General features: G+C 47.4%; 17 protein-coding genes. 9 read left to right on the forward strand and 8 right to left on the reverse strand.

Features of this window, described 5'->3' with window-relative positions; genetic code table 11:
* Positions 1-77 precede the first annotated feature (77 nt).
* From D2V93_RS10080 to D2V93_RS10095, 4 genes are all read left to right on the forward strand, one after another.
* Complete coding sequence (locus D2V93_RS10080; RefSeq protein WP_119619405.1) at positions 78-2,528, forward strand: M14 metallopeptidase family protein; 2,451 nt, start codon at positions 78-80, stop codon at positions 2,526-2,528.
* Between the two features lie 175 nt (positions 2,529-2,703).
* On the forward strand, positions 2,704-3,954 hold the full coding sequence (locus D2V93_RS10085) for a carboxypeptidase-like regulatory domain-containing protein (protein ID WP_245978183.1): 1,251 nt from the start codon (positions 2,704-2,706) through the stop codon (positions 3,952-3,954).
* 83 nt (positions 3,955-4,037) lie between these two features.
* Complete coding sequence (locus D2V93_RS10090; protein ID WP_119619407.1) at positions 4,038-5,090, forward strand: S66 peptidase family protein; 1,053 nt, start codon at positions 4,038-4,040, stop codon at positions 5,088-5,090.
* Between the two features lie 147 nt (positions 5,091-5,237).
* Positions 5,238-5,753, forward strand: a complete 516-nt coding sequence (locus D2V93_RS10095) for a porin family protein (RefSeq protein WP_119619408.1) — start codon at positions 5,238-5,240, stop codon at positions 5,751-5,753.
* A gap of 78 nt (positions 5,754-5,831) precedes the next feature.
* On the opposite strand, the gene rocD is transcribed toward D2V93_RS10095, so the two are convergent.
* Positions 5,832-7,076 (reverse strand): ornithine--oxo-acid transaminase, encoded by a 1,245-nt coding sequence (gene rocD, locus D2V93_RS10100; protein WP_119619409.1) that lies wholly within the window; start codon positions 7,074-7,076, stop codon positions 5,832-5,834.
* A gap of 215 nt (positions 7,077-7,291) precedes the next feature.
* Here rocD and rlmD point away from each other — a divergent pair, with 215 nt between their 5' ends.
* From rlmD to D2V93_RS10125, 4 genes are read left to right on the forward strand one after another with little or no spacing between them, the layout of a single operon-like run.
* Positions 7,292-8,704, forward strand: a complete 1,413-nt coding sequence (rlmD, locus tag D2V93_RS10110) for a 23S rRNA (uracil(1939)-C(5))-methyltransferase RlmD (protein WP_119619411.1) — start codon at positions 7,292-7,294, stop codon at positions 8,702-8,704.
* A gap of 30 nt (positions 8,705-8,734) precedes the next feature.
* The gene (locus D2V93_RS10115) at positions 8,735-9,244 is read left to right on the forward strand and encodes a DUF6452 family protein (protein ID WP_119619412.1); all 510 of its coding nucleotides are present in this window, start codon (positions 8,735-8,737) and stop codon (positions 9,242-9,244) included.
* Positions 9,225-9,986 (forward strand): DUF6048 family protein, encoded by a 762-nt coding sequence (locus tag D2V93_RS10120; protein WP_119619413.1) that lies wholly within the window; start codon positions 9,225-9,227, stop codon positions 9,984-9,986. The genes D2V93_RS10115 and D2V93_RS10120 overlap by 20 nt, the downstream gene beginning before the upstream one ends.
* Before the next feature lie 2 nt (positions 9,987-9,988).
* Positions 9,989-10,330, forward strand: coding sequence for a VOC family protein (locus D2V93_RS10125; protein WP_177190122.1), 342 nt, complete (start codon positions 9,989-9,991; stop codon positions 10,328-10,330).
* Positions 10,331-10,506: 176 nt separating this feature from the next.
* On the opposite strand, the gene D2V93_RS10130 is transcribed toward D2V93_RS10125, so the two are convergent.
* A complete protein-coding gene (locus D2V93_RS10130) occupies positions 10,507-11,664 on the reverse strand; it encodes a THUMP domain-containing class I SAM-dependent RNA methyltransferase (protein WP_072882786.1) in 1,158 nt (385 codons plus the stop codon).
* A 56-nt stretch (positions 11,665-11,720) separates the two neighbouring features.
* On the opposite strand from D2V93_RS10130, the gene D2V93_RS10135 reads away from it, so the two are divergent.
* Entirely contained in the window at positions 11,721-12,410 is a 690-nt protein-coding gene (locus D2V93_RS10135; RefSeq protein WP_072882776.1) for a ZIP family metal transporter, read from the forward strand.
* Positions 12,411-12,421: 11 nt separating this feature from the next.
* Here D2V93_RS10135 and trhA read toward each other — a convergent pair whose 3' ends face one another.
* The 6 genes from trhA to D2V93_RS10165 all read right to left on the reverse strand — a co-directional run.
* Positions 12,422-13,066 carry a PAQR family membrane homeostasis protein TrhA gene (gene trhA / locus D2V93_RS10140; protein WP_119619414.1) on the reverse strand — a complete coding sequence of 215 codons (645 nt, stop codon included), beginning with the start codon at positions 13,064-13,066 and terminating at the stop codon, positions 12,422-12,424.
* Positions 13,067-13,213: 147 nt separating this feature from the next.
* Positions 13,214-14,509, reverse strand: a complete 1,296-nt coding sequence (locus D2V93_RS10145; protein WP_119619415.1) for a TRAP transporter large permease — start codon at positions 14,507-14,509, stop codon at positions 13,214-13,216.
* 2 nt (positions 14,510-14,511) lie between these two features.
* On the reverse strand, positions 14,512-14,973 hold the full coding sequence (locus tag D2V93_RS10150) for a TRAP transporter small permease (protein WP_119619416.1): 462 nt from the start codon (positions 14,971-14,973) through the stop codon (positions 14,512-14,514).
* Between the two features lie 2 nt (positions 14,974-14,975).
* Entirely contained in the window at positions 14,976-15,956 is a 981-nt protein-coding gene (locus D2V93_RS10155) for a TRAP transporter substrate-binding protein (RefSeq protein ID WP_119619417.1), read from the reverse strand.
* 2 nt (positions 15,957-15,958) lie between these two features.
* Positions 15,959-16,627: a bifunctional 4-hydroxy-2-oxoglutarate aldolase/2-dehydro-3-deoxy-phosphogluconate aldolase gene (locus D2V93_RS10160; protein ID WP_119619418.1), complete on the reverse strand. Its 669-nt coding sequence runs from the start codon at positions 16,625-16,627 to the stop codon at positions 15,959-15,961.
* A gap of 20 nt (positions 16,628-16,647) precedes the next feature.
* On the reverse strand, positions 16,648-17,643 hold a 996-nt coding region (locus D2V93_RS10165; protein ID WP_147377401.1), incomplete at its 5' end, for a sugar kinase.

The following is a 17,643-nucleotide window of genomic DNA, read 5'->3' on the forward strand; positions in this document are numbered from 1 at the left end:
TTTTTCCTACAGGCCATTGAAAATTATGACTCTAGATAAATTTATTATTAGATTTGATTTGTACTAATTGACCACGCATGACCCGATTTTTATTTTTCGCCGCCATCCTCATTGTCTTCCCCACCCACTCCCAACAATTGAAATCTCCCTCTGAATTTTTGGGATATGAACTTGGAACGGAATTTACCCGCCATCACGAAGTGGTGGATTATTATGAATATTTGGCCGAAGCAGCCCCTGATAGGGTAAAACTTACCGTTTACGGACAGACCAATGAACGTAGGCCCCTATTGCTGGCCTATGTGTCTTCCCCTGACAACATTGCCAATCTGGAAACCATACGTCAAGAGCATTTAATGAGTACCCAAGGAAATGGAAATTCTACCAAGGCCATTGTGTGGCTCAGCTACAACGTGCATGGAAACGAAAGTGTGAGCACGGAGGCCTCGATGAAAACCATCTATGAGCTTTTGACCACCAAGGGCTCCTATCTGGAAAACACCGTCGTCATCATGGACCCCTGTGTCAACCCTGATGGGCGCGACCGCTACAGCAATTGGTACAATCAATACAAGAACACACCCCATCAAGTGGATCCCAACAGTAAAGAGCACAATGAGGGATGGTGGAACGGGCGTAGCAACCACTACATGTTTGACCTGAACCGCGATTGGGCATGGCTCACCCAAGTGGAAAGCCAACAACGCATCAAAATGTTCAATGATTGGCTTCCCCATGTGCATGTGGACTTCCACGAACAGGGAGTGGACAATCCCTACTATTTTGCTCCCGCTGCAGAACCCTACCATGAGGTCATCACAAATTTTCAACGGGATTTTCAGGTTATCTTGGGAAAAAACCACGCCAAGTATTTTGATGCCAACGGTTGGTTCTATTTTACCAAAGAAGTTTTTGACCTTTTCTATCCCAGCTACGGGGACACCTTTCCCATTTATAACGGCTCCATCGGGATGACCTACGAACAAGGGGGAAGTGGAAGGGCAGGCCTAGGGATCATTACTGGAATCGGTGACACGCTTACGCTCAAGGACAGGATTGCCCATCATTTCACCACCGGGCTGTCCACAGTAGAGGTTTCTTCGCAAAATGCCAAGAAGCTGAATGAGGAATTCAAAAAATTCTACCAAAACCAAAACTTCAAGTACAAAAGCTACGTCCTCAAGGGCAACAAAGACAATTTGGACGCCCTGAAATCGCTCTTGGAAAAACACGAAATCCAGTTCGGAGATCTTTCCTCCGGCTCGTACAAAGGCCACGCTTATGGCTCTGGAAGCAATGGAAGCATGTCCGTTGACAAAAATGGAATGGTGGTCTCCACCAACCAGCCCAAGGGCACCTTGGTACAGGTCCTCTTTGAACCCAGTGCCAAACTAACGGACTCGTTGACCTATGATATTACTGCATGGTCATTGCCCTATGCCTATGGATTGGAGGCCATTGCCTCCACTTCCTTGGTTACACCCCAAAGCAATGGGGATGCTGTGTCCAAATCTATGATCAACCCCAACAGCTATGCCTATCTTACGGACTGGAACAGTCTAAAGGATGCCAAATTTTTGGCCGAACTTCTCAAAGAGGGCATTCGTGTGCGAAAAACCGACCATCCCTTTTCCATTGACGGCAAGTCTTTTGAACGCGGCACGTTGATCATCACCAAAGGTGACAACACCCATGACCCCAATTTTGTCCAAAAACTACAATCCATCGCGGATACCTTTCAAAAAGAAATCGTGTCCACCGGCACAGGGTTTGTGGACTCTGGAAAGGATTTTGGTTCATCCTACGTGCAAATGATCACCGAGCCCAAGATTGCAGTACTTTCCGGTGGGCCTACATCGACACTTCGCTTTGGTGAGATATGGCACTTTTTTGAACAACAACTGCACTATCCCTTGACCGTGATCGATGACGAATATGCCAAAAGGGTAGACTTGGGCAAATACAATATTCTTATCCTGCCCGATGGCCGATACGGCAACTATTTTGATGAGGACCAACTTTCCGAATTGAAGGATTGGGTAAGAAAAGGAGGCAAGATCATTGCTATGGGGGGCGCTATCAATGCCATTGATGGGGAAAAAGGTTTCGGCATCAAGGTAAAAGAAAAGGAAAAAGAGACTGAACAGATCAATACCCCGCTTCCATACGAAGATGCTGAGAGGGAACAGATAAAAGATGCCATCACTGGAGCGATCTTCAAAACCAAAGTGGACAATACCCACCCACTGGCCTACGGCTATGGATTGGATTACTTTACCTTGAAACTGGGCAGTTCCAGTTACGATTATCTGGACGGCGGCAATGCCGTTTACATTGAGGACAGCACCAAACCTTTTTCCGGTTTTGCAGGCAGTAAAGCACAAAAGAAAATCTCAAAATCCTTGGTCTATGGTTCCGAGCAATTTGGCAAAGGCCATGTTATTTATATGGTGGACAACCCATTGTTCAGGGGCTTTTGGGAAAATGGAAAACTGTTTTTTGCCAACGCACTCTTCATGATCAACTAGAAACCTTAGACAGTTGATTATAAAATATTTAGTTCATATTTTCAGGATGATAGAAGGTGCATTGAAATCCAAAATTTTGTATCTTTAGAAGTACATACACATAAAATTTTTGGATATGCAACTGAACAGATCATTTCCACTCTCGTGGAAAACCCCGCCAACATTGTTGCTCGCAATGCTTGTTCTGACAATGGTTGGCACCACCAAGGCCCTTGCATTCCAAGAAGGTGCCGTTGATTTTGACCAATATAGTGGCGAAGTAGTGGACGAATCCACTAACAAACCTTTGGTCTTTGCCACACTCACCGTGGAAGGCACCAACATTAGCACCATAACCAATACCGAAGGGAACTTTCTCTTAAAAGTCCCTAAAAACAGTGCCAGTACAAATGTGATCGTTTCCTTTTTGGGATACCGGACCCAAAGCGTTCCCCTATCCGAATTGGAACCCGAAAAAAACAAAATCGCCCTTACGGTATCTGTTACCCAATTGTCAGAGATCAATATCAATGCCCCGCGGGACGCTATGGCATTGGTAAGGGAAACCATGGCCAAAAGGGATGAAAATTATTTTGGCGAACCGACATTGATGACCGCTTTTTATAGGGAGACCATTAAACGTAGAAGAAGAAACGTATCCTTGGCCGAAGCGGTGGTGAATATCTACAAGACTCCCTACAGTTCCAATAGGGACGACGCCGTTGAACTCTACAAAGCACGGAAGAGTACGGATTATAGCAAATTGGATACTGTGGCGCTCAAACTTCAGGGCGGGCCCTACAACACCCTGTACGTCGATGTCATGAAGTATCCCGAATACCTCTTTGCCAATGAATCCATTTCCAACTATAAATTTTCATTTGACCGATCCATCAGGGTCAACGATGCATTGATCTATGTCATCAAATTTGCCCAACATGAAAATATTCCTGACCCATTATATCAGGGAGAACTCTACATCGATGTGGAAAAAAGGACACTGACCAGTGCCATTTTCTCCTTGAACATTACTGACAGGGACAAGGCAGCGGAACTTTTTGTCCGAAGGAAACCTGCCAAAGTGGATGTCTGGCCCACCCAAGTTGCCTACAGGGTAGATTATCGGGAAAAAGATGGAAGATGGTATTATGGGTATAGTAGCGTTTCCATGGAATTTAAAGTAGACTGGGCCGACAAGTGGTTCAATTCCGTGTACAGCATGACCGCTGAAATGGCCATAACCGATTGGGAAAAAAATATGGGTGGGGATTTTCCCAAGAACCGGGAACGGATCAAGAAATCCATCATCATGGGAGATGAGGCGATAGGATTCACCGACTCTGATTTTTGGGGCGAATACAACATCATCGAACCCGAAAAATCCATAGAATCGGCCATACGCAAGATACAACGGCAATTGCGCCGCGATGAGCGGAACAGTGATTAGTTTCAGATAGCTCCCTCAATTTTTTTGTGCATATATTTACTTTGGCTTTTGCCATCGGTAACTTATATTGTAATGCACAACCAATGTCCAAACGAAGAAACTTTCTAAAATCAGTGACCGCTCTTGGGGCCACTACCCTATTGCCCCAGATCGGATGGGGAAATGAACAACTGTCCACCCCAAATCCAATCATCAAACCCAAAAAACTAAAAAAGGGGGACACCATTGGCCTAGTCGCGCCTGGCTATGCCATCAAGCCCGAAGTCTTACAAAAAGCGTTGGACACCTTGGAGGAAATGGGGTTCAAAACGTATCACACACATCGCATATTGGGTAATTATGGTTATTTCAGCAATACGGACGAAGAGCGAGCCATGGATGTGAACCAGATGTTTGCCAACCCGGAAGTGGACGGTATTCTCTGTGCCCGTGGCGGTTATGGCTGCACCCGAATCCTGGACCGTTTGGATTACAATAGCATTCGGAACAACCCAAAGGTACTCATCGGGTTCAGTGACATTACCGCATTGATACAGGCCATCTACAAAGAAACTGGGCTGGTCTGTTTCCATGGCCCCGTCGGCAGCACTTTGGATGATTCCTATAGCCAAAAGTATTTTAAAAAAATCCTGATGAAGGGAAAGGATGCCCAAACCATCAAAAATGCAAAACTGAAAGATCCAGAGTTTCTGAAAAATCCTGAATATGAGAGGTATGTCATTACCCCGGGAAGCTGTCAAGGCGAACTTGCAGGAGGAAGCCTTACCTTGGTCAATGCACTGATAGGCACCCCCCACGAAATTGATTTTACGGACAAACTGGTGTTCTTGGAAGATGTGGAAGAAGCTCCGTACCGCATAGACCGTATGCTCACCCAACTCATTGAAGGCCCTACATTTTCCAAGGCCAAAGGAATCATCATCGGGGTCTGTAAAGGATGTGATCGTGAAAAAAACGATACCAACTTCACCCTTAAAGAAGTCATCATGGACAGGATAGTGCCCTTAGGCATTCCCGCTGCCTATGGGATGAGTTTTGGACATGTCCCCAACAACTTTACACTTCCCGTGGGTATCCAAGCAGCCTTCAATGCCGATGAAATGGGTCTGGAACTGCTGGAGGCTGGGGTTTTGTGACGCATTTCTAAATGAAATCGCTTCTCTAATCATCAAAAAAACATACTACGGCCATTCCACAAGATTAGAATGCTTCACAACAAAAAAGAATCCGCATTTGGATGTATTTCTATATTTGACCCCATAAAACATAAATTTTATCTAAACATGAAAAGAATTGTATTAGCGACCGTTGCTGTAATTGCGTTGGCCTTTTCTGCGCAAGCACAAGACGTTAGATTTGGAGCCACTGCAGGTTACCTGAACGCCAGGGCAAGTGTTAAAGCTGACGGACTCAGCATCTCCGCTTCAGAATCTGGTTTTTACGTAGGGGCTGTAGCTGACTTTATGGTCTCAGAGAGTTTCAGTGTCCAACCAGAACTTCTCTTTGCAAGCATTGATGAAAGCAATGGTCTTTTGCTTCCGATTTTGGGCAAATTTGCCATCTCGGAAAAATTCAATTTTCAAGTTGGTCCACAACTGGTCTTTTCCTTGGAAGATACCCCGGAGGACTTTAGCAGTGTTGAGTTTGACATTGCAGGCGGAATCGGCTATGACATTAACGAAGATTTCTTCATTGAGGCCAGATACTCCTTTCAGATCAACAACTCCTACACCGGTAGCGAGGATGTAAAAGTCAGAGGCAATTATTTGACCATCGGGATGGGATACAAGTTCTTATAGGAACTCTTCTTATCGAACCAATACAAAAGGGAGCAGTGAATTACTGCTCCCTTTTTATTTTTAAATTACATATGACGGCTACTTGGAGAAATCCCGTAGTGTCTTAGTGATAATGGAAACGCAGTCCATCAATTGTTCGCGGTTCATCACCAAAGGTGGGGCAAACCGGATAATGTTCCCGTGGGTCGGCTTGGCCAAAAGGCCATTCTCCTTCAGGGCCATGCAGATGTCCCAAGCTGTGGAACTGTCCTCACTATCATTGATCACGATGGCATTCAGCAATCCCTTTCCCCGAACTTTTTCTACCAAATCACAAGTGGGGATGAACTTGTTCAGCTCTTCCCGGAACAATTCCCCCAATTCCTGTGCATTTTGGGCCAGCCCCTCTTCCTTGACCACTTCCAAGGCCGCCATGGCCACGGCAGCGGCAATTGGATTCCCACCAAAAGTACTTCCATGACTTCCCGGGGTGATGACTCCCATGACGTTATCATTGGCCAAAACCGCAGAAACAGGATAGACCCCTCCTGAAAGTGCCTTGCCCAAAATCAAAATGTCCGGCTTTACCCCTTCATGGTCCACGGCCAACATTTTCCCTGTCCGGGCAATCCCGGTCTGGACCTCATCGGCAATAAAAAGAACATTGTATTTTTCACAAAGGGCCTTGGCCTTTTTCAGATAGCCTTCGGAAGACACATAAACACCTGCTTCGCCCTGTATCGGCTCCACCAAAAACCCGGCTACATGTGGATTGGCCTCCAACGTCTTTTCCAAGGCCGACAGGTCATCGTAAGCAATCTTGATGAAACCTTCGGTATAGGGACCATAGTCCGTTCGGGCCACAGGGTCATTGGAAAAAGAGATAATGGTGGTGGTCCTTCCATGAAAATTGTTCTCGCAAACCACAATTTGGGCCTGGTCTTCAGGAATTCCTTTTTTTTGGTAGGCCCATCGCCTGCAAATCTTCAACGCAGTTTCGACGGCCTCTGCCCCGGTGTTCATGGGCAAGAGCTTGTCAAACCCAAAAACAGAGGTGGCATACTGTTCGTATTTTCCCAACATGTCATTGTAAAAAGCCCTGGAGGTCAGGGTGAGCGTCTTGGCTTGGTCCATTAGGGCGCCAATGATCTTGGGATGGCAATGCCCTTGGTTCACCGCCGAATAGGCAGAAAGGAAATCATAGTACCTTTTCCCTTCCACATCCCATACGTAAACGCCTTCCCCTTTGCTTAAAACAACGGGCAGCGGATGGTAATTGTGGGCTCCGTACTTGTTTTCCAAATCGATCGCTTGCTGCGAAGTCAAATGCTCTAAAACAGTCATTTCAATAATGATTAAATTGATAAAACAACCTTTCCTACTGTACCTTTATTCTTTCGGAGTCCCGAAAAAGCAGCGTGGGAGAGAAATCATCCCTTGGAGTGGCCGCAAATTACAAATTATTGACCAAAAATTATGGGGATGGTATGGCCAAAGTTTTAGGGTCAATTTAAGAAGCTCCACAATGACAAATACTAAAAAGAGGTTACTTTTGCCGCATGCGAAGAAAGAATAAACGACAGACGTTTGAACAGGTAGAAGTCATCGATGCCGGGGCCAAAGGAAAATCGGTGGGAAAAGCACCGGATGGCAGGATCATCTTTCTATCCAATGCCGTTCCGGGCGATGTGGTGGATGTGATGACCACCAAAAAGAAAAGTGCCTATTTTGAAGGTGTGGCCACTCACTTCCATACCTTTTCCGACAAAAGAACAGCTCCCGAATGCCAACATTTTGGGACGTGCGGTGGGTGCAAATGGCAACATATGGGCTATGGACACCAACTGTATTTCAAGCAACGGGAGGTCGAGAACAACCTCAAACGCATCGGGAACCTGGAACTTCCAGAGGTCAGTGCCATTTTAGGCTCAAAAAACGAGTATTTCTACAGGAACAAGATGGAATTTTCTTTTTCCAACAGCAGATGGCTCACCCAAAAAGAAATTGTCTCGGACAGGGATTTTGAAGATCGAAATGCCTTGGGTTTCCATATTCCTGGTATGTGGGACAAAATCTTGGATATCAAAAAATGTCATCTTCAGGAAGATCCTTCCAATGCCATCCGCCTAGAGGTCAAAAATTTTGCCAACGCAAACAATCTCGCTTTTTTTGACCCCAGAAACCAAAAGGGATTGCTACGAACGCTTATGATACGGACGGCATCCACCGGGGAAATCATGGTACTCATCCAATTCTTTGAGGACCAAAAAAAGGAAAGGGAACTCTTGCTGAACCATTTGAAACAAAAATTCCCAGAGATCACTTCTTTGCAATATGTGATCAACCCCAAACAGAACGATACGATCTACGACCAAGAAGTGGTCTGTTTTTCTGGCCGCGACCATATTTTTGAGGAAATGGAAGGGCTGCGGTTCAAGATAAATGCCAAATCGTTTTACCAGACCAATTCGGAACAGGCCCATGTGCTCTACAACGTGGCTAGGGATTTTGCCGGACTCACTGGAAATGAACTGGTGTACGATCTATATACCGGCACGGGGACCATTGCCCAATTTGTATCCAAAAAGGCCAAAAAAGTGGTGGGCGTGGAATCCGTTCCCGAAGCTATTGAAGATGCCAGGGCCAATGCGGTCCTGAACGGCATTTCGAATGTGGAATTCTTTGTGGGCGATATGAAAAATGTGTTCAATGATGCTTTCATCACCCAACACGGCAGCCCCGACGTCATCATTACCGACCCCCCAAGGGACGGCATGCACAAACAGGTGGTGGAGCAATTGCTCCAAGTGGCACCGCCCAAAATCGTCTACGTAAGCTGCAACAGTGCCACCCAAGCAAGGGACTTGGCATTGATGAAGGATACCTACAAAGTGACCAGGGTGCAGCCCGTGGATATGTTCCCGCAGACCCATCACGTGGAAAATGTTGTACTTTTGGAAAAACGGGTGTAATTGTTGAATTAAAATCCGCTACTATCTGGAATGAAGAGAATAATCCCCATCCTGCTTGTCCTATCAATACTCATCTATTTTTCTTCCTGTGAAAAAGATGACATCTGTGTCAACGGGGACACACCGCTTCTGGTCATTGGTTTTTTTGACATAGAAGATACCACTGTCGCCAAGGATGTACCCTCGCTCCGCATCAAAGAAGTGATTTTGGACAGTACCCTTAACACCTTCACTGACCGGACCGATTTGGACTCGATAGGGATTCCACTCCGGAACGATGTGACCAGCACCGCATTTGCCTTTATCAACGATTCTGCCGATGATGAAGAGACCGATGCGGAAACGGGAAACATCGATTCCTTGACCATTTCCTACACCACAAGGGAAAATTTTGCTTCCCGGGCATGTGGGTTCGTGATCAATTACGATGGCCTCAGCATTACGCTCCCCGAAAGTGCTAATAATTGGATCCAGGACATTTCCGTTGTCCAACAAACCATTGAAAACTCCAACAACATCCATGTCAAGATATTTCATTAGTCTTTTCGTTTCCATGGTGCTTCTCCCCATTTGTATGTTGGGGCAGAGCGAACCCATAGATCTTCAACCCAAGGATACTGTGGAGTATAAGGATGAATATGGCCTTCGGGTGGGTGTGGATTTGAGCAAACTGGTGCTGTCCTTTGCCGATGAGGACTATACAGGTTTGGAATTGGTCGGGGATTACCGATTGACCCAAAAGCTCTATTTGGCCGCTGAAATTGGCAACGAGACGAAAACACAGGGGGAAAGTCTGAACAGTACCCTACTTTATAATTTCAAGACCTCGGGAAGCTATATCAAAGTCGGGGCAGAAGTGAACACGTATCAAAATTGGTTCGGGATGAACAATGCCATTACCATCGGGGGTAGGTTTGCCGCCGCCAGTTTTAGCCAGACCCTGAACGATTACACCATCTTCAACAGCAATCATTTATACAACCCTGACTTTTTGCCGGGCATCCAGCCCAAGCAGGAATTCAGTGGCCTGAACGCTTCGTGGTTGGAGTTCATTATGGGTATCAAGGCCGAGCTCTTTGCCAATATTTATATTGGCATGAGCGCCCGTTTGGGATTCTTGGTTTCGAACAAGGAGGATGAACGCTTCCCGAACCTTTGGATTCCGGGGTTCAACAAGGTTACCGATGGAAGTAATTTCGGGGTGAGCTACAACTATTCCATTTCCTACTTTATCCCCCTTTACAAGAAGTCAAAAAAGAAAAAGGAAGAACCCAAACAGTAATCATGAAGAATACCCTTATCAATTATGTGGAGTTCAAGGCAAACGACCTTCAAAAAATAAAGGATTTTTATGGTCCCACCTTTGGTTGGTCGTTCACGGACTATGGACCCGATTATGTTGCCTTTTCGGATAGTGGGCTTGAAGGTGGTTTTGAAAGAACGGAGGAAAAGGTCACGAACGGGGCATTGATCGTACTTTACCATGAAGACCTGGAAGGCATACGGGACAAAGTGGCCAAGGCAGGGGGCACCATTGTCAAGGACATATTCTCGTTTCCGGGTGGAAGAAGATTTCACTTTACCGACCCATCTCGCAATGAGTTGGCCATTTGGTCTGACAAGTAAAGAAATCCATCCTAGTTGATTCCAACAAAAAAAGGACCTGAATCTTCAAGTCCTTTTCCCGATAATTAGATTGAGTTAGTTAGTTTGTGCTTTAAACACATGCCAAAGCTAAACATTTATTCCACTTGAGCAAATTTTTTCGATGTTGTTGTTGCAACAATCACAAAATAGTTTAATTATTGTTGGTACTTTGCCTTCTTGCTCCCTTCATAAATTTCGTACTTGACCAACCTTGCTTCCAATTTTCCATTGTACGCCTTTATTTTCCGTGACGGTCTCAATCCCACATGCTTCAAGGCTTCAAGATTGGAGGTGATCATCCATGCATCTGTACCCGGATATTGTTGTTTCAGTGTGTCCCCTATCTTGGCATAGAACTCGTCCACCTCAATGGGCAAACGCTCCCCATAAGGAGGGTTGAACACCATATGCAGCTTGCCCTCTACCGGTTTTTCCGTCCTGAAAAAATCCTTTCGCTCTATAGTGATGTATTCCGCTAGGTTGGCATTCTCCACATTTTCCTGAGCCTTTCGCACCGCTGAAGGAGCCTTGTCATATCCGATTATTTTATGATGGAACTCACGGGTCTTCTTCAAACTGGCCTCTACGATTTTTTCATGCAGTTCTGCATCGTAATCCTTCCAGTGCATGAAGGCATACGCTTCCCGATTGATGTTGGCCGGAATATTGCAAGCGATCATGGCCGCTTCGATCAAAAAGGTCCCACTGCCGCACATGGGATCCAAAAAATCGGTATGTCCGTCCCAAGAACTGGCCAAAAGCAGTCCTGCCGCCAACACCTCATTGATAGGTGCAATATTGGTCAAAATACGGTACCCCCGCTGATGCAATGAATTTCCAGAACTGTCCAATGAGACCGTACAAGTATTTTCATGGATATGGATATTGATACGCACATCGGGATCCTGTGAATCCACATTGGGGCGTTGTCTTTCCACTTCCCTGAACTTGTCCACAATGGCATCCTTGGCCTTGAGGGAAACGAACATGGAATTATTGAACACCTCAGAACTCATGGTGGTGTCTATGGCAAAGGTCTTATCGTGACCAAAAAAATGGGGCCAATCCAGTTCGTAAATGCTTCTATAAAGATCCTTTTCGTTGAAGACCCTGAACGTGCTTATGGGCTTGTACACTTTCAATGCCGTCCGAAGACACAGGTTGGCCTTGTACATAAACCCGGTGTCCCCTTCAAATGTTACGTTCCTGACGCCTTCCTCCACTCGGCCCGCACCCAAATTCCGTAGTTCTTTGGCCAAAAGAGGCTCAAAGCCATAGAGGGTCTTGGCCATCATCTTAAAATTTCCTGCCATCCTTTCTTAAAATCTTTCCGTAAAAATAGGCTATTTTTGCCCCTTCAAGCCTGAATATGGATTTTCCTTCTATCTTCATTTATTTGGCCCCTATCATCGCCGTTTGGGCAGGATTCGGATTTGTCCGGTTCGCAAAGCCCGCTGATACGGGTCGAATCAAACTTTTATTGGCGTTCAGTGGAGCCTTCTTGTTGGCGCTCACTTTTTTTGAACTGCTCCCGGAAGTGTATGAAGGCCATGATCCCAAAACCATAGCACTTTATATTTTGGGGGGTATCTTATTGCAGATTTTTTTGGAATTCTTTTCCAAGGGGGCGGAACATGGACACCTGCACATCGATTTGAAGGAGAACAGGTTTCCCCTACTCCTTTTTTTGAGTTTGTCCGTGCACGCCTTGGTTGAAGGTGTTCCCATCCATGGCAACAACTCCATTCTCTACGGCATTATCATCCACAAGGTCCCGATTGCCATCGTACTCAGTATTTTTCTGCTGAATTCCAAAATGAAGTTGGGCACCATCCTGCTGTTCATGGCCGCCTTTTCGCTGATGACCCCTTTGGGCAGCTTTGTTTCGGCACAATCGGAATGGATGGAGAGCCACGGTCATTTGCTGACCTCCTTGGCCATCGGGGTGTTTTTTCATATTTCCACCATCATCCTTTTTGAAAGTGCGCAGGGACACGCTTTCAACCTCAGGAAACTTTTGGTCATCATTTTGGGAATAGGTATCGCCTATTTTGTATAGATTCAGTTTTCTCAAACCAAATACGTAACAATTCCATAAATCAGAAACCAATGGCTCACTGCGCCACCGAGCACAAAAAAGTGCCATATCAAATGGTTAAAGGGAATCTTTTTCACTGCATAAAACAGGATGCCAATGGTGTAAAAGGCCCCTCCTAACCCAAGATAGAGCAAGCCGGTGGAAGACATATGCCCCATCAAATAAGGTAGGTCAATGATGATAAGCCATCCCATTATCCCATAAAGCACCAAGGAAAACACTTCGAACTTTCCCGTAAAAAATATTTTCAACACCGTTCCGAACAGGGCAATGCCCCAAACTAGGTAGACCAACAACCATCCCTTTGATGGTAGCAATATGGTAAGGCACACCGGAGTATAGGTCCCGGCAATCAGGTAGTAAATGCTGATATGGTCCAAAATCCTGAGCTTCTTTTTCAGTTTGGGATTTTGCACGGCATGGTAGACCGTAGAGGCCACAAACAGTAGTACCAACGACAGCGAATATGCTATGAGACTGCCTTTGAGATAAGGTGTTCCACCCAAATCTTTCCGAAAAAGAAACATACTGCCCACCAAGGCCAGTACAATCCCGAACGCATGGGAATAGGCATTCCACTTTTCTTCCACTAAAACAGGGTCAGATTTGGCAGACAAAATATGCTATATGAAACTGATAATACCAAAATTAACCCAAGGAGATGCCTTTACAAAATGTTCTTCCATATTTCAACATAGGAGCGTTCATATCCATCGATGGAATGGTAAGCTTAGGACATTAAATTGTACCTCTTTCAATTTAAATCATACTCCAAAAACCCTTGGCAACCACAGGCTAAGGCCCGGGAAATAGGTGATGAGGAACAGTGCCACGATCATGGCAATGAACAATGGCAAAAGGGGTTTGATGACTTTTTCTATGGTCGTATTGGCAATACCAACGCCCACGAAGAGCACCGAGCCCACCGGTGGTGTGCAGAGGCCTATGCAAAGGTTGAGCACCATCACGATGCCGAACTGTATGGGGTCCATCCCCAGCTCGGTCACAATCGGCAAGAAGATGGGTGTGAATATGAGCACTGCCGGCGTCATGTCCATAAAAATGCCCACAAACAAAAGCAACAAGTTGATTATCAGTAAGATTATGATCGGGTTGTCACTCAAACCCAACAACACATCACTGATCCCCTGCGGGATGTTCTCAAAGGACATCACCCAGGACATACTCATGGAGGCACCGATGAGCAACATCACAATGGCTGTGGTCGCAGAGGACTCCAAAAGGATATTGGGCAAACTTTTCCACGTGATTTCCTTATAGGCAAATCCGAGGACCAAGGTATAGAGCACTGCGATCGCGGAAGCTTCGGTGGCGGTAAAGACGCCCATCACGATTCCTCCCATGACCACGACCAAAAGCATCAAGCTTGGGAACGCTTTCCAAAAAGTGCCCAATACTTCTTTTATTGAACTTCTTTTCCCGACGTTGAACCCTTTTTTCTTGGCCCAGAAATAGGCGACGATCATTAAAAAGAGCCCTGTTAGCATCCCGGGAATGTATCCAGCCAAAAAGAGCGCGGCAATGGAAACCCCACCACTGGCGAGGGAATACACGATGAGCACATTACTGGGCGGTATCACCAATCCTGTTGTGGCCGATGTGATGTTCACCGCCACCCCAAATTCCTTGGAATATCCTTCTTTTTCCATTTCAGGGCCGAGTATGCTTCCCATGGCGGAAGCGGATGCCATGGCGGAACCTGCTATGGCCCCCATCAACATGGCGGATATAATATTGATCAGGGCCAGTCCGCCCGGTAGCGATCCCACCAAGGTCTTGGCAAATGCAATGAGCCTGTGGGCTATGCCCCCTTTGTTCATCAGTTGCCCTGAAAGCACAAAAAAGGGAATGGCCAGCAGCGCAAAACTATCCAGTCCGGTCGCCATCCGTTGTGACACTGTGGTCATTGCCGGCAAAGCAGGAATGCTCACCAACATGGTCAACAAAGATGAAATGGAGATACTCCAGGCCACGGGGGTCCCTATGGCCAATAGGCATACAAAGCTGACAACCAAAACCAAGATAGGTATATAATCCATGTCTATTTTTTATAAATGAGTTCCGTAGCTTTATAGTAGATAATCAACAGACCACTCAAGGGCAGTACCGTATATATAAAGGCCAGGGGAACATTGAGTGCGGGGGAGTGTTGTTCCAAGATATAGCTGATGTACACCAGCCGTATCCCGCCCACGATCAATGCAAAAAAAGCGAACAGGATGATGAGCACGTTCACCATTCGGAAGAGCAACAACTGTGTCTTTTTACCGGCTCTCATGGGAAGTACGTCAATGGCCACGTGCATGTTCCTTCCCGAAACATAGGCCGCGCCCAGAACACCGACCCATATCATTAAATATCGGGCTAGCTCGTCCGTAAAGGAACTTGGGTTGCCCGTGATGTACCTACTGAACACCTGCCACAGTACATTGATGACCATGACGGCCATGATGACCACCAAGATCCAGCCCAAAATTTTGTCCACTTGCTTCCTAAAGCCCATAATTAGTTGGTTTGTTGGATTTGTTCTATGAGGCTGCTCATTACCTTATCGTCCTTGTATTGATCATAAATCCCTTGGACAGCTTCCTCAAAAGGAGCCTTGTCCGGATAGATCACTTCAACGCCGGCCTTTTCCACTTCCTCTAGGGCTTCCCTTTCAGAAATGGCCCATAATTCCCTTTGGTATGCCACCGAATTGTCGGCAGCCTCCTGCAACCATTGCTGCTCCTGCTCGGAGAGCCTGCCCCACAAATGGGTGCTGACCAGCAATGCGTCCGGTAGCATGGTGTGTTCGTTGATGGTGTAGTATTTGCAGACCTCATAGTGTCTGGACAGGTAAAAGCTGGGGGGATTGTTCTCCGCACCGTCCACTACGCCCTGTTGCAACGAGGTATAGAGTTCGCCCCAGGAAATAGGCGTGGGCGCACCTCCCAGACTACGTACCATATCCATGGCCGTGGCACTTTCCATGACCCTGATCTTCAATCCCTTCAGATCATCTGGAGTGGTCACTTGTTTGTCCTTGGTGTAGAAACTTCTGCTTCCGGCGTCATAATAGCAAAGGCCCTTCAACCAGAATTTTTCTCCCTCTTTCAGCAATTTTTTCCCGATAGGGCCATCCAGCACCGAAAAGGAGTGTTGTTTGTCCCTGAAGAGAAAGGGAATGCCAAAGACCTTCATATCAGGTGCGAAATTTTCCAGGACGCCCACTGAAACCTTGGTCATGTCCAGACTGCCGATCTGCAAAAGCTCCAGGCTTTCCCGCTCGGACCCCAATTGTTGGTTGGGGTATATCTTGATGCTCATCTTTCCGCCGGACAACTTTTCAAGGTCCTCGCCCATTTTGAGCATGGCCTTGTGCACAGAATGGTTTACATCCAGACCATGGGCCAATTTGATCACCCTGGTCTCTTTGGTCGTATCACAACCTGAGATCACGATCAACAGAACCAATCCCAAAAACCACCTGTACCCCACTTTCATAGTTATCCCTTAACTTTCTTGATGATGTCCAGGCTCTGTTTCACTGCCGCCTCCAAGGCTGCAAAGTCACCCTTAGCCAGAATTTCCTTCGAGATGAGCTTGGAGCCCATGCCCACACAGGTCACTCCTGCCTCGAACCATTCGCCCAGGCTTTCCTCGGTCGGAGACACGCCTCCAGTGGGCATGACCTCAGTCCAAGGTTGTGGTCCCTTGATGTCCTTGACAAAGTTGGGACCATAGGTCCCCCCGGGGAAGAGCTTTACAATCTCGCAGCCCAGTTCCTCTGCCCTGGCGATCTCGGTAAGGCTCCCACAGCCCGGCGACCACAGTACTTTCCTGCGGTTGCACGCAATGGCGATGTCCTCCCTGAGCACCGGGGTCACCACGAAGTTTGCCCCCAGTGCCATGTACAGTGAGGCCGAGGCGGCGTCCGTGACGCTGCCCACCCCCATCATCATCCCGGGAAGTTCCGTGAGGGCATATTTGTTGAGCTCCCCGAACACCTCGTGGGCAAAGTCCCCACGGGCCGTGAACTCCATCAACCGTGCCCCTCCGTCGTAACAGGCCCTCAGCACCTTCTTCCCCAGTTCGATGTCCCGGTGGAAGAACAACGGGACGAGTCCCGTTTCCCTCATTGCTTGTGCCACTTGTGTTCTTGTATATTGTGCCATTGCTTCTTTTCTTTTAACTATTATCGGGCCACCCTTCCTGAGGCATCCCCGCCCATCAATTTTTCCACTTCGTCCACCGTCACCAGGTTCGCATCCCCTTTGATGGTATGCTTCAGACAGGAGGCCGCCACTGCAAAGTCGAGTGCCTTTTGGTCGTCCCCCTCGTATTCCATCAATCCATAGATGAGGCCGCCCATGAAGCTGTCCCCTCCGCCCACTCGGTCCACGATGTCCGTGATCTGGTACTGGCGGGTCTCGTACATCTTCTTGCCATCGTACAGTACCCCTGCCCAGGTGTTGTGCGAGGCGCTTATGGATCCTCTCAGGGTGGTGATCACCTTCTTTGCCCTGGGAAATTTTTCCATCATCTGCTTGCAGACCGACAGGAACGCCGCCGCTTCCACATGGTCGCCCTGGGTGGTGATGTCCAGTCCCGCCGGCTTGATGCCAAAGTGCTTCTCCGCATCTTCCTCATTGCCCAGTACCACATCGCAGTATGAGGTTAATTCCGACATGATCTGCTCACGCTTCGCATCGTCACAGTACTTCCAGAGCTTGGCACGGTAGTTCAGGTCCGTCGAGATGGTGATCCCTTTCTCGCTGGCCGCCTTCACGGCCTCCAGACAGGCATCTGCCGCTCCCTGTGATATTGCGGGGGTGATCCCCGTCCAGTGGAACCATCCGGCACCTTCGAACACCTTTTCCCAGTCCACCATGCCCGGACCGATCTCCGCCATGGCGGAGTGTGCCCGGTCATAGACCACCTTGCTGCCACGGCTCACTGCCCCGGTCTCCAAAAAATAGATTCCCAATCGGTCGCCCCCATGGATGATCTTGTCCGTGCCCACACCGCGCTTGCGCAGCTCCATCAGTGCGCATTCCCCGATGTCGTTCTTCGGGAGACGGGTCACAAAGTCCACCGGGACCCCATAATTGGCCAAGGAGACTGCCACATTGGATTCCCCTCCTCCATACACCACTTCAAAACTGTTGGCCTGGGAGAAGCGCAGGAAGCC

It is taken from the genome of Flagellimonas taeanensis, assembly GCF_003584105.1.
In the GTDB taxonomy this organism is placed as follows: domain Bacteria; phylum Bacteroidota; class Bacteroidia; order Flavobacteriales; family Flavobacteriaceae; genus Flagellimonas; species Flagellimonas taeanensis.